The 15,694-nt window shown below is 71.0% G+C and carries 11 protein-coding genes and 1 pseudogene; 6 read left to right on the top strand and 6 right to left on the bottom strand.

The window, feature by feature from the left end; translation table 11 throughout:
- Positions 1 to 319 precede the first annotated feature (319 nt).
- Positions 320 to 493, bottom strand: coding sequence for a hypothetical protein (locus tag GCN81_RS06225; protein WP_231626408.1), 174 nt, complete (start codon positions 491 to 493; stop codon positions 320 to 322).
- Positions 494 to 1,139: 646 nt separating this feature from the next.
- On the opposite strand from GCN81_RS06225, the gene GCN81_RS06220 reads away from it, so the two are divergent.
- Together GCN81_RS06220 and GCN81_RS06215 are read left to right on the top strand one after the other, a co-directional pair.
- Positions 1,140 to 2,540 (top strand): MFS transporter, encoded by a 1,401-nt coding sequence (locus GCN81_RS06220; protein ID WP_231626407.1) that lies wholly within the window; start codon positions 1,140 to 1,142, stop codon positions 2,538 to 2,540.
- Positions 2,541 to 2,632: 92 nt separating this feature from the next.
- The gene (locus GCN81_RS06215) at positions 2,633 to 4,093 is read left to right on the top strand and encodes an MFS transporter (RefSeq protein ID WP_231626406.1); all 1,461 of its coding nucleotides are present in this window, start codon (positions 2,633 to 2,635) and stop codon (positions 4,091 to 4,093) included.
- Positions 4,094 to 4,374: 281 nt separating this feature from the next.
- Here the strand turns inward: GCN81_RS06215 and GCN81_RS31745 are convergent.
- From GCN81_RS31745 to GCN81_RS06190, 5 genes and pseudogenes are all read right to left on the bottom strand, one after another.
- A pseudogene (locus tag GCN81_RS31745) lies at positions 4,375 to 4,635 on the bottom strand (hypothetical protein); the annotation flags it as partial.
- 299 nt (positions 4,636 to 4,934) lie between these two features.
- Positions 4,935 to 5,471: a hypothetical protein gene (locus GCN81_RS06205; protein ID WP_156722501.1), complete on the bottom strand. Its 537-nt coding sequence runs from the start codon at positions 5,469 to 5,471 to the stop codon at positions 4,935 to 4,937.
- Positions 5,472 to 5,553: 82 nt separating this feature from the next.
- On the bottom strand, positions 5,554 to 5,886 hold the full coding sequence (locus tag GCN81_RS06200) for a hypothetical protein (RefSeq protein WP_156722499.1): 333 nt from the start codon (positions 5,884 to 5,886) through the stop codon (positions 5,554 to 5,556).
- A 140-nt stretch (positions 5,887 to 6,026) separates the two neighbouring features.
- Complete coding sequence (locus GCN81_RS06195; protein WP_156722497.1) at positions 6,027 to 7,073, bottom strand: DNA polymerase Y family protein; 1,047 nt, start codon at positions 7,071 to 7,073, stop codon at positions 6,027 to 6,029.
- Entirely contained in the window at positions 7,070 to 10,660 is a 3,591-nt protein-coding gene (locus GCN81_RS06190; protein ID WP_156722495.1) for a DNA polymerase III subunit alpha, read from the bottom strand. The genes GCN81_RS06195 and GCN81_RS06190 overlap by 4 nt, the downstream gene beginning before the upstream one ends.
- 211 nt (positions 10,661 to 10,871) lie before the next feature.
- On the opposite strand from GCN81_RS06190, the gene GCN81_RS06185 reads away from it, so the two are divergent.
- The 4 genes from GCN81_RS06185 (at position 10,872) to GCN81_RS06170 (ending at position 15,607) form a co-directional block, all read left to right on the top strand.
- Entirely contained in the window at positions 10,872 to 12,236 is a 1,365-nt protein-coding gene (locus GCN81_RS06185) for a DEAD/DEAH box helicase (RefSeq protein ID WP_156722493.1), read from the top strand.
- Between the two features lie 86 nt (positions 12,237 to 12,322).
- Positions 12,323 to 12,694: a nuclear transport factor 2 family protein gene (locus GCN81_RS06180; protein ID WP_156722491.1), complete on the top strand. Its 372-nt coding sequence runs from the start codon at positions 12,323 to 12,325 to the stop codon at positions 12,692 to 12,694.
- Between the two features lie 196 nt (positions 12,695 to 12,890).
- Positions 12,891 to 13,391 carry an NUDIX hydrolase gene (locus GCN81_RS06175; protein ID WP_156722489.1) on the top strand — a complete coding sequence of 167 codons (501 nt, stop codon included), beginning with the start codon at positions 12,891 to 12,893 and terminating at the stop codon, positions 13,389 to 13,391.
- Between the two features lie 146 nt (positions 13,392 to 13,537).
- Positions 13,538 to 15,607, top strand: a complete 2,070-nt coding sequence (locus tag GCN81_RS06170; RefSeq protein ID WP_156722488.1) for an NADPH-dependent 2,4-dienoyl-CoA reductase — start codon at positions 13,538 to 13,540, stop codon at positions 15,605 to 15,607.
- Positions 15,608 to 15,694 lie beyond the last annotated feature (87 nt).

The raw sequence follows: 15,694 nt of genomic DNA, 5'->3' as shown, positions 1-15,694 counted from the left end.
TCGACTGGGGGGCTTTTCCGTGACCAATGTCCACTAAGAGTCCACATCGCCCAGCGATCTCGACGTGGGGTTACCTGATCGAGGGAGTGAGACAACGGCGCCCCGACCCTGGAGCGCAGGCAGAGACGAGGGCCGACGCGCCTCCCCGCGCGCGTCAGACACGAGCTCGTCACCACCTGCGCCGTCCGGGCGGGGGCCCGGCCCGCAGGGCGATGGCCCCCGCCGACAGCAGCGCCGGAGGTCTCGCAGCAAACATGACCGTCCCACCCCACCGGGGTGGGACGGTCCGCTCTGACCGAGTGAGAGCGATAGATGGCGCCTACTGGGAGAGCACGGTGTGCGGGATGCCGCCGGTGATCACCGGCGGCATCCCGCCGTGGTTGCTCTTGCGGGCTGCGGCGTCGGGCCCTTCGAGGGGGGACTCCCGGCCGTGGGCGGTGAGGTGATCGGCGAGCGTGGTCAGCTCTGCGGCGTCGCGTCCCAGCCTCTTCATCTCGTTCACCGTGAAGATCACCCGGCAGTGCGGGGCGTGGGCCTTGATCTCCCTGGCGGCGGCGAGGGCGGCCTCGAACTGCGGGCACCGGGGTGCCGGGCCGCCATGGCTGGCCGGGGCCGCGGTCTGTCACGAACCATTCCCAGAACCGGCCCGGTTCGCCTTCTGGGTGACAACGAGTTGTGACAGGGCTTGGCGCAGTGCGCGGTCGGACCGGCAGGGGGCAGGCTCGCGACCTGGTGTGCGTGGAATCCGAGGGTGTCGTATTGTGGATGGGTTCCTGTGCCGAGGTGTCGGTGACAGTGACTGGATTCTCTGTTCCTTCTGTGTCGATCTTGAGGTGACGTCCTATTAACCAGGCCATGTAGCCGTCCGCGTTCCCCATGTGCTGTTTCTGTCGCACATGTCCGGGGGCGGACGTCGCGCTGGCCTGAGTTGCGTCACCCATCCCCGCAGTTCTCTTTCCCGGGTGCAGCTCTGCCTTCTGCCCCGGGTTTCGTGTTTTCTGGCCCCGGTGCGGCTGTCGGCAGGGCTCCCCGATTCCTTTGGATCAGGAGTTCCCGTTCTGTCTTCCTCCGCGCTCGGCGACGAGCCACAGCACACCACCACCCAAACCTCAACCCACCCATCACCTGGCCCCTCGAAGATGGCCTTGGGGGCCTGGATCGCCCTCCTGGTGCTGCTCGGCGCCGAGCTCCTGAACATCCTCGACCAGTCGGTCGTCCTGACCGCGCTGCCCGCGATCCAGGAGTCCACCGGGGCCGGACCGGCCGCGGTGCAGTGGCTGACCACCGGCTACTCCCTGCCCATCGCCATCGGGCTGATCACCGGCGGACGCCTCGGCGATCTCTACGGCCGACGCAAGATCCTCGTCATCGGCACCGTCGTGTTCACCGCGGCCTCGCTGCTGTGCGGCCTCGCTGCCGGGCCGGGCGTGCTGGTCGGTGCCCGCCTGCTCCAGGGCGTGGGAGTCGCGTTGATGATCCCGCAGGTCCTGGCCACCATCCACGTCACCTTCGAGGGCCAGAACCGTAGCAAGGCGTTCGGCCTGTACGGGGCCGTTCTCTCCATCGCGAACGTCCTGGGCCCGGTGATGGGCGGCCTGCTCACCGAGGCCGACCTGTTCGGTCTGTCCTGGCGGCCGATCTTCCTGGTCAACGTTCCCGTCGGCCTCGCCGTGATCCTCTTGGGACGCAAGTTCATCCCCGAGTCGACCGTGAAGAAGGCCGACCGGCTCGACCTGACCGGCATGGCGTTGTCCGCACTGGCCATCGTCCTGATCGTCTTTCCGCTCAGCGAGGGTCACCTTCACCACTGGCCGCTGTGGTGCTTCGCCATGCTCGCCGCAGGTCTCCTCGTCCTGGGTGTCTTCCTGCGCCACCAGCAGCGCAAGCAGGACAACGCACCCCTCGTGCCTCTGACACTCTTCCAGGGGCGGCAGTTCTCCGGCGGCATGGCCGCGCAGCTGATGCACGGCCTGCTGTGCGGGCTGTTCTTCATGACCTGGACCCTCTACCTCCAGCGCGGCCTGGGCATGAGCCCCGTCCACGCGGCCCTGGCCTTCGTGCTGCTCTCCGTCGGAGAACTGGCCGGCGCGACGATCGCGGCGAAGAGTGCCGGGCGTTTCGCCCGCCGTCTTCCCCAGGCCGGAGCTCTCATCACGATCACTGCGATGGCCGGCTGCGGACTCCAGGCCGCCGGAGGCCAGGCGGACCTGACCCTGCTGGGGATGACCACTCCGGTGGTACTGATCGGCTTCGGTCTCGGCATGGTCGGCGGTCCGCTCGCCGACCTGTCGCTGGCCAAGGTCCCGCACGAGGACGCGGGTTCCGCCTCGGGTCTGTTCAACACCGCGATCCATCTGGGCATCGCGCTGGGCACCGCGCTGACCGCCCTGGTGTTCTTCGCCACCACTAAGGGCTCGCCCGACGCCGGACTCAACCGCGACGCGTTCATCACCGTGTTGTGGTGGGTCGGCAGCCTCCTGGCCCTGATGTGGGCCCTGATGTTCTGCCTGCCCAAGCACGCGGACAGCCAGACCGACTGAGCCACTTCCCTGGGGTGGCGGCACCCGGCCCCGGATGCCGCCACCCCAGGCCCGTCTCCGTCTGCCCTCTTGCTTGAATCAGGAGTTCCATCGTGCCCTCTCCCGCGCTCGGCACCGATCCGCAGCACCCCGCCGAACCCTCGCCACCGGGCCGTTCGTCGAAGATGACCCGGGCCGCCCGGATCGCCCTCGTGGTGCTCCTGGTCGCCGAACTCATGGACATCCTCGACCAGTCGGTGGTTCTCACCGCCCTGCCCGCGATCCAGTCGTCGACCGGCGCGGGACCGGCCGCGATGCAGTGGCTGACCGCTGGCTACTCGCTGACCGTCGCCGTCGGGCTGATCACCGGCGGACGGCTCGGCGACCTCTACGGCCGACGCAAGATCCTCGTCATCGGCACCGTCGTGTTCACCCTGGCCTCGCTGCTGTGCGGCCTCGCCACCGGCCCCGGTGTCCTGGTCGCTGCCCGCGTGCTCCAGGGTGCGGGTGTCGCCCTGATGATTCCGCAGGTCCTGGCCACCCTCCACGTCACCTTCGACGGCGAGAACCGCAGCAGAGCCTTCGGACTCTACGGGGCCGTCCTGTCGCTCGGCTCCGTCCTGGGCCCGGTCCTGGGCGGCGTGCTCACCGAGGCCGACCTGTTCGGTCTGTCCTGGCGGCCAGTCTTCCTGGTCAACGTGCCCGTCGGCCTCGCCGTCATACTCCTCGGACGCCGGTTCATTCCTGAGTCGACCGCGCGGAAGGCCGACCGGCTCGACCTGACCGGCATGCTGCTGTCCGCGGTGGCCGTGATCCTGATCCTCTTCCCGCTTGCCGAGGGCCACACCCACCACTGGCCCCGGTGGTGCTTCGCCATGCTCGGCGCCGGTCTCCTCGTGCTCGGCGTCTTCCTGCGCCACCAGCAGCGCAGGCGGGACGACGCCCCACTCGTGACACTGGCTCTCTTCCGAGGCAAGCAGTTCTCCGGTGGCCTGTCCGCGCAGCTGATGCTCGGCCTGCTGTGCGGCCTGTTCTTCATGACCTGGACGCTCTACCTCCAGCGCGGCCTGGGAATGAACCCGCTGATGGCGGCCGCGGCCTTCGTGCTGCTCGCACTCGGCGAGCTGGCCGGTGCAACGGTCGCGATGAGGACCGCCGGACGCTTCGGGCGTCTCCTGCCCCAGGCCGGGGCACTCACCGCACTCGCCTCGATGGCCGCCTACGGACTCCAGACCGCCAGTACGCAGGCCGACCTGACCCTCCTCGCGATGACCGTCCCGGTCGTACTGATCGGCTTCGGCCTCGGCATGGTCGGCGGACCGCTCGCCGACATGTCCCTCGCGAAGGTGCCGCACGAGAACGCAGGTTCCGCCTCCGGCCTGTTCAACACCGCGATGCACCTGGGCATGGCCCTGGGCACCGCGCTGACCGCACTCGTGTTCTTCTCCGCCACCGATGGCTCACCCGAAGGCGCGATCAACCGCGACGCCTTCACCAGTGTGCTGTGGTGGGTCGGCGGCACCCTCGCCCTGATGTGGGCCCTGATGTTCTTCCTGCCCAAGCGGCAGAGCTGACGACTGCGGCTGTGCCTCACTCAAGGCGCGCGCAGGGTGAGTATCTAACTGCGTGACCACGTCGACGAACAGCGGTGGACGAGCGTGAACATCTGGCGGCGGTCGCAACCGGGCCCGCGTTGGTGCTCAACGGCCTCCAGCCGGAACTTACGAGGCGGATGTCGGCGGTTCGAAACCGTCCGCGCCCACCGGGTCTGACCACTGGAACAAGGTCAGCAGGTCCCCTCGGAGACCACTCCGAGGGGACCTTTTCTGTTCGAGTTCCCGTCGAGGTGTGGGCCTCAGAGTCCGGGGCCGTCGGCGCTTCGGGTTCGCCGTTCCAGCAGGGCCTTGAGTACCGCCAGGTCCTTGCGCTGCGCGCGGTGCATGGCGGCGGCGATCACGCGCGTGCCGAGGGCGGCGAAGCCGCGGGGCTCGCCGCGGTTGCGCAGGGTCATACGGGTGTGGTCCGTGCCCTCGCCGTACGGCTCCCAGGTGTAGCTGGTCTCCATGAGGAAGGGGCCCTGGGCCGTCCGCATCACCAGGCGGCGCCCCGGCTCGTATGCGGTCGTATGTGTAGGCCAGTCTTCGCCCGAGGAAGCGGGCGACGAAGGCGACTTGGGAGCCGATCGCGGCGGGCGGCGGGGTCCGCCACTCGACGGAGGAGATGTTCTCGTACCACTCCGGTGCGTGGGTGGGGTCGGCCGCGTAGGCGGCGACCTCGGTGCAGGGGAGCGCGATCACGGTCTCGGCCAGAACGTCGACCTTCATCGAGGCGCCTCAGATGGTGAAGTGCGGAGTGGGCGGTGGTCCCTCCTTGCGCAGCGTAACCAGCGCGCTCCGCCGAGGCTGGCTGGTCGCGTCAGTCCTGGTCCAGAGCGGACAGGGCTTCGGTGATCATGCGGATGGCGAAGTCGGGGTCGTCGGTGATGCGGTTGATGTGTTCCGCGAGTAGGAAGGCGGTGGCTTCCAGGGGGTTCATCTCCTCCTCCGTCCAGTCTCCGTACTGCTGGCGCCACAGGTTGGGGCTCAGGCCCATGCACGCGGCGACGACCAGGCCGGCCATGGTGGGGATGGCCTCGGGCTGGATGCTCTTGGGCATCCTGCGCATGGTGGCCACGAGGGTCGGTACCACGTACTCGATGACGTCCTTGTCGTGGTCCTCGTGTGCCTCCCGCAGCCACTGGGCGAACATGTAGATGATCGTGCAGGTGCCGTCCAGCAGGTCGTCGACTCCGCCGGGACCCAGGGAAGCGGCGAACTGCTCGGTCAGTGCCTGTTCTTCGGCGTCGGTCTCCGTCCTCGAGTCGCGGATGGCCTTGAGCCGAGAGTCGATCATCATGACTGCCGCGCCCACATCGCCGACGGGAGCGTGCTGGGGGTCGCAGGGCGAAGACACGGGCTTCCTCCTCAGACGGCCACGGCGGGCACGGTGGGCAACGCGGCGTGTCCGTACTGTAAATCGCCGAGAGGAGAGGACGCTACGCGGCCTTGCGGCGTTGCCTGTTGTGGCAGGTGGGGTCGTGGTCGGTGCCGAGCGCTGTCCACCAGCGTTCGCAGCAGGCCTGGTTGAGCGCGGCGCGGACGAGGGCGGCGGAGTGCTCGGGGGTGAGCGGTGCGGCGCGGCGGGCTTCGGTGGTGGGTGTCGCGTGTACGGCTAGGTAGATCGCCGCGTCCAGGGGGGCCACGGACACGATGCCGAAGAGCAGCGCGAGTGGCCACGGGCCGTACAGCGCGTACTGGACGGTGACGAAGGCCAGACAGAGGCCCGCGGTCATGTGGATGGCGATGCGGGTGCGCTGGGCGGGGGGCATCTGGGTCTCCGTCTCCGGTGCGGGGTGCGGGGTGCGGGGTGTGAGGGTGTGGGGTGTTGGTTGTTCAGTGCGAGGGCGTCGCTTACTGGACAACGAGCGGTGGGTGCGGGAGGAGACGGAGAGAGGTGCGGGCGCGGGGGTCAGGGGGCTGCCGCGAGTGTGGCCGGGCGTATCGAGTCCGGCCAGCGGGCTCGGGCGCGGTCCAGGACCGGTTCCAGGGCGTGGGTGTTGGTGGCCGCGCGGTCGAAGGTGAGCTGGTGGGCGGCGTCGGCGGAGGCGGTGAGGTCCTCCGCGCGCAGGGCCAGGGAGCGCACGCGGGCTCGCTGCAGGGCCAGGGACTGGTGCAGGGCGTAGGCGGTCGTGGTCAGGGCCGGGGTGTGGGCGGTCGGCTCGGGCAGGGCGCGGGTGCGGGTGGTGGTGCTGCGGTCGGCGTAGCGGACGGTCAGGGTCAGGGCACGGGTGACCTGGTGGGCGGTACGCAGCCGGAGGCCGAGTTCGTCGGTGAGGTGGAGCAGGGCGCGGCGCTGCTGGTCGGGGGCCAACTCGTCGTGGTCGAAGCGGTATTCGGCGGACTCGGTACGGGCCGGGGCGCTGGGCGTGACGGGGGTGGGGTCGATGCCGCGGGCCAGGTCCCGGACGCGGCGGGCGGCGGGGGCGCCCAGGATGCGCTGCAAGGTGGTGGGCGGTGCGGCGGCGAGGCGGCCGACGCTGTCCAGGCCGTAGTGGCACAGGGTGCGGGCGGTGGCGGGGCCGATGCCGGGCAGGGTGGCCACCGGGCGGCGGGCCAGATAGGCGGCGACGGCGTCGGGGGCGGTCGGCGCGGTGCGGACGGCGCCGGGCGGTCCGTCGTACGCGGCGATCCTGGCGAGCAGCACGCTGGAGGCGACCCCGACGGTGGCGTCCACGCCGTGGTGGGCCAGGGCGCGGGCACGCAGCAGGGCGGCGAGGTCGGTGGCGGTGCGGTGGAAGTAGCGCAGGCTGCCGCTCACGTCGGCCAGGGCGGCGTCCGGGGGGAGCGCCTGCACGGTGGGGGTGATGTCGGCCAGGAGGGTGAGCAGGGTGGGGTAGCGCTCCTCGGGGAGCGGTGTCCTGGTGAGGGTGGTGAAGTGCGCGTACAGGACGTGGGGCGCGGGCGCGGGCGCGGATGCGTGCGCGGATGCGTGCGCGGGCACAGTCGGTGTGTTCATCCGGCGCTCCCGGGGCTTGAGTGCCACAGCTTGCGGCCGCTGGGGCTGGGGTCGCCCGCGGGCCTGAGGTCGGCCCAGGGGTGCATCTGGTAGCCGGTGGACATCCGGATACGGCGCCCGTCGGCCGGGCGCCCGTCGGCCGGGTGCCCGTCAGCCGCGTGCCCTTCGGTCGTGTGCCCGTCCGTCGGGTGTCCGTCGCCCGCGTGCCCGTCGGTCGTGTACTCGGCGTCGTCCGGGCTCCGCGCCAGCCGGTCCGCGACCGCCGCCATGCCGCCCTCGCGGTACAGCGCGGCGAGTTCGGCCAGGTCCCAGACCATCTCCCCGGTCACGGTGAGGCTGCGCGGCCCGCGCCGCTGGACCGTGCCACGTACCAGCAGCAGGAAGCTGTGGAACACGGTGTGCGCGCAGGCCGCGTGGCTGTCCTCGAAGAACGCCAGGTCCGCCAGACCGCTCCCGTCGTCCAGGGTGACGAAGATGATCCGCCTGCCGGAGCGGACCGGCGGGGTTTGGGTCGCGGTCTTGGCCCCGGCGACCAGTACGGTGGCGCCCTGCTCGGCGCCGCGCAGCCGCTCGGCCGACAGGGCGCCCAACTCCCGTAGCAGCGCCCGGTGATCGTCCATCAGATGCCGGGACGCGTCCATGCCCAGCGCCTCCAGCTCCGCGCCGAGCCGCTCACCAGGGTCGAGGTCGGGCAGCCCGGCCGGGTCCGGTGGGTGCGTGTGCTCGGCGAGCGGGAGCTGGCCCCCGCGCGCGCCACGCGCGCGCTGCCCGCGGTGCAGTTCGGTCAGGTGCAGCAGCAGGTCGCGCCGGTTGCCGCCGAAGGCGTCCAACGCGCCGGTACGGGCCAGGTGTTCGGCCACCGGCAGGCTGGGGCGGGCGCGTTGCCACCAGTCGCCCAGTGAGGCGTACGGCTGCCCGGCCACCGTACGGGCGGTCTCGGCCTCACTGATGCCCCGCACCTCGGACAGCGCCAGCCGCACCCCGAACACCGGCTCACTCTCCTCGCTACTCTCCCCACTTTCAGACACCAGTTCGATTCGGTAAGCGGCCGCCGACCGATTGATATCCAGCGGCAGGATCGCGACCCCACACCGCCGCGCGTCAGCGAGCAGCGCCCGCTTGGGGTACATACCGGGATCATGGTTAAGGATTCCCGCGAAGAAGGCCGCGGGGTGATGCGCCTTCAGCCAGGACGACTGATACGTGGGCACGGCGAACGCCACCGCGTGCGCCTTGCAGAACCCGTACGCGCCGAACGCCTCCACGATCTCCCAGGTGCGTTCGAGCACACCGGGCCGATAGCCACGGGCGGCCGCCCGCTCGAAGAACCAGGCGCGCACCCGCGGCTGCCGCCCGGCGTCCCCCAGCGCGCGCCGTGCCTCGTCCGCGCGGGCCCGGTCGCAGCCGGTCATGATGCTCAGGATCTCGATGATCTGCTCGTGGAAGACCACCACGCCGTACGTGTCCGCCAGTACGGGTTCCAGGTCCGGATGCGGACAGCGCACCGCCCGCCGCCCGTGCCGCGCCTCGATGAACGGCCGCACCATATCCGCGGCCACCGGGCCGGGCCGGAACAGGCTGATGTCCACCACCAGGTCGTGGAAGGAGGCGGGCTGTAGCCGCCCGATCAGGTCCCGCTGCCCGGGACTCTCGATCTGGAAGGCGCCCAGCGTCCGTGAGGACCGGATCAGCTCGTACGTCTCCGGGTCGCCGGGCGGCACCTGTTCGGGATCGTCCAGGTCCAGCTCCCGCCCGGTGACCCGCTCGACCTCCCCCGCCGCGTGAGCCAGCACCGACTGCATCCGTACGCCCAGAACGTCCAGCTTCAGCAGCCCCAGGTGCTCCACGTCGTCCTTGTCGAACTGGGACATGGGCAACTGCTCGCCGCTGGTCGGCAGCACCGGCGTACGGGACAGCAGTGAGGAGTCCGAGAGCAGCACCCCGCACGGGTGCATGGCCATCCCGCGCACCAGCCCGTCCAGACCCTCGACCAGCTCCCACAGCACTCCGTGCCGCCCCGCCCGCGCCTCGGCGGCGACCTCGCGCAGCTCCGGCAGCTCGGCCATCGCCGCCCGCGCGTCCCTGGCCCTGATATGCGGGAAGGACTTCGCGAGCCGGTCGACCTCGGCCGGTGCCAGGCCCAGGGCGAGACCGGTGTCCCGGATGGCGTGCCGTACCCGGTAGGTCTCGGGCATCGCGACGGTGGCGACCCGCTCGGTGCCGAAGCGGTCGATGATCGCGCGGTAGACCTCGATCCGGCGCGCGGACTCCACATCGATGTCGATGTCCGGCAGTACGTGGCGGCGCACCGACAGGAAGCGCTCCATCAGCAGCCCGTGTTCGACGGGGTCGGCATGGGCGATCCCCAGCAGGTGGTTCACCAGCGAACCCGCGCCCGAGCCGCGCGCCGCGACCCGGATACCGCGCGCCCGGACGTCCTCCACCACCTGCGCGACGGTCAGGAAGTACGAGGCGAAGCCGAGCCGTTCGATGGTGTCCAGCTCTTCGGTCAGCCGGGTCCAGTACTCCTCCTTGTGGTCGTAGCGGCGCTGGATCATCCCGGCCGCGCAGTACGTGCGCAGGGTGCGCTCCGCGCTGCGGCCCGCCGTGGTGACCAGCTCGGTCTCGGGGAAGTGCACGCTTCCGATGCCCAGGTCGCGGGCCGGGTCGCCCCGGCACTCGGCGGCGGTCCGCTCGGTCTCGGCCAGCAGCGCGGACGCGGCGCCGCGTCGCTCGCCCGCCGCTTCCACCACCTGCTCGGCGATCCGGGCCATCGCGGCCGGGTCCTTCAGCCACCGCTCGCCGCCGTCCAGCAGCTCCGGGCGGCGTACGGGGACCGGGCGCAGCAGCCGGGCGGCGTCCAGGACGTCCGCCAGCCGGTGCTGGCCGGGGTCGGCGTACCGGACGGCGTTGCTCAGTACGGCCCGTACGCCCTGCTCGGACGCGAAGCCGAACATCCGGGCCGCGAGCCGCACCGACCCCGCGCCGGTACCGGCCCGCCCATGGCACACCACCTCAAGCCGCAGCCCGTCCCCGAAGCGCTCCCGCCAGGGGGCGAGCAGCCGCGCCGCGTGGTCCGTACGCCCGGCGGACAGGGCGCGCCCCACCTCGGAGTCCGCCCCGAGCAGTACGGTCAGCCCGCTGTCCGCGCTGGTGTCGAGCCCCGCCCACTCCAGCCGGGGCCGCTCCGGACGCTCCGCGTGCGCGGCGGTGACCAGTCGGCACAGCCCAGCCCACCCGGCCGCCCCCTCACGCGCCAGAAACACCGCACGCGGCGCCGACTCATCCACATACGCCCCACCCCGCGCGGGCTGCCGCACCCGAGGGGCACCGGGGCGCCGCGGCTCGCCCGGTACGGCCTGGTCCGGCTCGCCCGGTACGGCCAGATCCACCCCGAACACGGGCCGCACGTCCGCCTCCGCACAGGCCAGCGCGAACCGCACCGCGCCGCTGACGCCGTCCCGGTCGGTCAGCGCGAGGGCGGCCATCCCGCGCTCGGCGGCCCGCTCGACCAGCTGTCGCGGGTGCGACGCGCCGTACCGGGCGGAGAACCCGGAGGCGGCGCGCAGGTGCGTAAACGACGACATACGCACCTCCTGTCCTCCCTGCTCACCCGTCCCCCTCCGGTATCCGTGCTCCCGATGGCCTCACTACCACCACCATAGGCAGTGTTCGAATATTAGTGCGAATCTCGAATGACGGATCATGAGCGGATCGTGAAGAAGGGCGAATCGCGTTACTCTGCTCATTCCGGCCGGGCCTTCCTCGGTGTGCTGATCCCCCTGCGGAAGGCTCGTCATGAACCACCCCGTCGCTTCCTTCGCCGACCTCGAACTGCCCGCCGCAGTGCTGCGAACGCTGACCGAACGCGGCGTGCGCGAGCCCTTCCCGATCCAGGCGGCCACGCTGCCCAACGCCCTCGCGGGACGCGACGTCCTGGGGCGCGGGCGCACCGGATCGGGCAAGACGCTCGCCTTCGGCCTGCCGCTGCTCGCGCGGACGGCGGCCGCCGGGCGGCGCGCCGAACCGAAGCAGCCCCTCGCGCTGATCCTGGTGCCCACCCGGGAGCTGGCCCAACAGGTCACCGAGGCGCTCACGCCGTACGCCGAGGCGCTCCGGCTGCGGATGGCCACAGTCGTCGGCGGCATATCGATCGGCCGCCAGGCCGCCGCGCTGCGCGACGGAGTCGAGGTTGTCGTCGCCACCCCCGGCCGTCTGCACGACCTCATCGAGCGCAAGGCCTGCCGCCTGGGACGGGTGCGGATCACCGTCCTCGACGAAGCCGACCAGATGTGTGACATGGGCTTCCTGCCGCAGGTCACCGAGGCGCTCGACCAAGTGCCTCCCGACGGCCAGCGGATGCTGTTCTCGGCCACCTTGGACCGTGACGTCGACCACTTGGTCGAGCACTACCTCCACGACCCCGTCGTCCACTCGGTCGACCCGTCCGCGGGCGCGGTCACGACCATGGACCACCACATCCTGGTCGTCCACGGCCCCGACCGGTACGCCGTCACCACGGAGATCGCCGCCCGCGATGGCCGCGTCCTGCTGTTCCTGGACACCAAGCACGCCGTCGACCAGCTCACCCGGCATCTGCGGGCCAGCGGAGTGCACGCCGCGGCCCTGCACAGCGGCAAGTCCCAGCCGCAGCGCACGCGGACCCTCGCGCAGTTCAAGAACGGCCAGATCACCGTCCTGGTGGCCACCAATGTCGCGGCCCGTGGCCTGCACGTCGACGACCTCGATCTCGTGGTCAACGTAGACCCGCCGACCGACCCCAAGGACTACCTGCACCGCGCGGGCCGCACCGCCCGGGCCGGTGAGTCCGGCAGCGTCGTCACCTTGGTGCTGTCGGGCCAGCGCCGCGAGATGAGCCAGCTGATGGCTGCGGCCGGCATCGAGCCGACCACCACGAAGGTGCGCTCCGGCGAGGCGCAGCTGAGCCGGATCACCGGCGCCAAGAAGCCCTCCGGCACGCCGCTCGACGGCGGCCCCGCCGCCCCCCGGCCCAAGAACACGAACACCCCCTTCCGCGGCCTGGGCACCAGCAAGGACACCTCCCGCGGCACTGGCGGCACCGGCGGCAAGTCCCGGAAGGCCAACGAGGCCCGCAAGCTGGCCGACGCCCGCAAGGCGGCCCTGGTACGCCGCGGCCGCTGAGGGCCGCCGCCGCGCGTTTGCGGCGGCCACAGAGCCGGAGGACGCTCGAAGGGAGAAGACGGCTCAGGTCCCTTAGGAGGTCCATCATGGGCACCGCGACAGGCCCAGGCTTCGACACCGACACCCTGCGCCGGGGCATTGAGTCCCAGGACGCGCAGACACTCCTTTCGCTGTACGCCGATGACGCGGAGCTCCGCGTCATCGACCGCAACACCCAGCCCAGCCACCCGATGGTCATGCACGGGCGCGAGCAGATCAGCGAGATGCTCAACGACGTCTTCAGCCGCGACATGACCCACAAACTGGAACAGTGCGTAGTCCAGGGCGACCACGTGGCCTACACGGAGGCCTGCGAGTACCCCGACGGCACCAAGGTGCTCGCCAGCTCGATGATGTCGCTGCGGGACGGCAAGATCATCGACCAGACCCTGATGCAGGAATGGGACGACGAAACGTAGGAACCCCCAACCCTCCGCTAGGGCCGATCTCTCGGCACTGATCCGTCAGCACCGAGGCGCGGGCGGCCGACGCGCGCTCGCATCCGGCAGCCGACGCGCGCCGAGGACTTGAACCACGCGACGGCCTCCGGGCCCGTCTGACCTGTTCCGCCTGCCCCGAAGTCGGATGATGTCACCGGCCTGGCAGGCTAGCCCCATGCGTATTCCCAGGCAGGCAGCCAGAGTTGCGGTACTGGACCCCGCCGGGTCCGTCTTCATGTTCCGGTACGACAACGAGGAGGTCGGCGTCCACTGGGCGATGCCGGGCGGTGGCATGGACCCGGGGGAGACGCCGCTGCGGGCAGCCGCGCGGGAGTTGCGGGAGGAGACCGGGTGCACCGACCTCGCGCTCGACGGGGCTCTGCTGTGCCTGTGGGAGCACGACTTCACCCGGGCCGGGGTGCCAGTCCGTCAGCGTGAGCACATCTTCCTCACGTACGGCCCTCGCCGGGACGTGACCGCAGACGTGGCCGCCGCGCACGCGGAGGACAAGATCCTGCGCTGGCGGTGGTGGTCCCCGGAGGGGCTCACGGCCGACGACGCCGAGCCGTTGTGGCCGCCGCAGCTGCCCGAGCTGCTCGCCGGGGTGCGTAGGGACGGGCCGCCCGCCGTGCCGGTCGACCTCGGGTTCGTCGGCGGCCGGGTCGCCCCCGGCTGACAGGACCAGGTCATCTCCTCATGCTCATGCTCCTCATGCTCCTCATGCGCGCAGAGCGATTGTCGTCACATGTTTTGCAACTTGTTGCATAACGGGGAGCGCGTGGTTTAGAACAAGGGTGACGACACCCCCGCGAGGAGACCCCGATGAGCCAGAGCCCGCGCCCCCAAGGCCCGTACCCGCATCTGCTGAGCCCGCTCGACCTGGGCTTCACCACGCTGCCCAACCGGGTGATCATGGGCTCGATGCACATCGGCCTCGAAGAGGCCGAGCGCGGCTTCGAGCGGATGGCGGCGTTCTACGCCGAGCGCGCCCGCGGCGGAGTCGGCCTCATCGTCACCGGCGGCATCGCGCCCAACGACGCGGGACGCCCGTACGAGGGCGGCGCCAAGCTGACCACCGAGGCCGAGGCGGAGAAGCACGCCGTCGTCACCGAGGCCGTGCACCGCGAAGGCGGCAGGATCGCGATGCAGATCCTGCACTTCGGGCGGTACGCGTACCACCAGGACCTGGTCGCCCCCAGCGCCCTCCAGGCGCCGATCAGCCCCTTCGTACCGCGCGCCCTCACCGACGACGAGGTCGAGCAGACCATCGAGGACTTCGTACGGGCCGCCGAACTGGCCCGGCACGCCGGGTACGACGGCGTCGAGATCATGGGCTCCGAGGGGTACCTGATCAACGAGTTCGTGGCCGGGGGCACCAACCAGCGCGAGGACCGCTGGGGCGGCTCGTACGAGAACCGGATGCGGCTGCCGGTGGAGATCGTCCGCCGCACCCGTGAGCGCCTCGGCCCCGACTTCATCCTGATCTACCGCCTCTCGATGCTGGACCTGGTGCCCGGTGGTTCGTCCCTGGACGAGGTGATCACCCTCGCCAAGGCCATCGAGGCCGCTGGCGCCACCATCATCAACACCGGTATCGGCTGGCACGAGGCACGCATCCCGACCATCGCGACCTCGGTGCCGCGCGGCGCGTACACCTGGGTGACCAAGAAGGTCATGGGCGCGGTGTCGGTCCCGCTGGTCACCAGCAATCGCATCAACACCCCGGAAGTCGCCGAGCAGGTGCTCGCCGACAAGAACGCCGACCTGGTGTCAATGGCCCGGCCCTTCCTCGCCGACCCCGAGTTCGTCGCCAAGGCCAAGAACGACCAGGCCGACGCCATCAACACCTGCATCGGCTGCAACCAGGCCTGCCTGGACCACACCTTCAGCGGCAAGATCACCTCCTGCCTCGTGAACCCGCGCGCCTGCAACGAGACCGAGCTGGTACTGGTCCCGGTGGACGGCGTACGGCGTCGCCCCAAGCGCATCGGCGTGGTCGGCGCTGGCCCCGCCGGGCTCGCCTTCGCCGTCTCGGCGGCCGAGCGCGGGCACGAGGTGACGCTCTTCGACGCGGCCGGTGAGATCGGCGGGCAGCTCAACATCGCGCGCCGGATTCCGGGCAAGGAGGAGTTCGACGAGACGGTCAGGTACTTCCGTACACAGCTTGGCCTGAAGGGTGTTGACGTACGGCTGAACACCCGCGTCAGCGCCGAGACCCTCACGGACGGGACGTTCGGCGCCCCGTACGACGAGATCGTGCTCGCCACCGGCGTGACCCCCAGGACCCCCGACATCCCCGGCGCCGACCACCCCCGCGTCCTCAGCTACCTCGACGTGCTGCGGGACGGCGCCGAGGTGGGCGAGCGCGTCGCGATCGTCGGTGCGGGCGGGATCGGCTTCGACGTCGCGGAGTACCTCACGGACGGCGGCGACAAGGCGAGCCTGGACGCCGAGACGTACTTCCGGCAGTGGGGCGTCGACACCGGCTACCAGGAGCGCGGCGGGCTGCGCGCGCCCGAGCGGCCCGCGCCGCCGCGTCAGGTCCACCTGCTCCAGCGCAAGACCACCAAGGTCGGTGCGGGGCTCGGCAAGACGACCGGCTGGATCCACCGCACCGAACTGCGCCACCGCGGCGTGACGATGCTGGCGGGCGTCAGTTACGACCGCATCGACGACGGGGGGCTGCACCTCACCCACGCCGACGGGCGCGTTGAGGTCCTGGAGGTGGACACGGTCGTCCTGTGCGCCGGTCAGGAGCCACGCCGCGACCTGTACGACGCGCTGCACGCGGCCGGGCAGACGGTGCACGTCATCGGCGGCGCGGACGTCGCGGCGGAGCTCGACGCGAAGCGGGCGGTACGGCAGGGAACGGAGCTGGCCGCGGCGGTCTGACGCGGCCGAACGACGAGAAGCCAAAAGCGATTAGCGTGGCTGGGCTCGGTGGGTGGTTGCTGGAACATGGTTCCGTCTCGCTCCCGA

The sequence above is a fragment of the Streptomyces apocyni genome (genome assembly GCF_009739465.1).
Taxonomy (GTDB): domain Bacteria; phylum Actinomycetota; class Actinomycetes; order Streptomycetales; family Streptomycetaceae; genus Streptomyces; species Streptomyces apocyni.
Note: the sequence above shows the minus strand (reverse complement) of the source record. Positions and strands in the feature narration are given on the sequence as shown.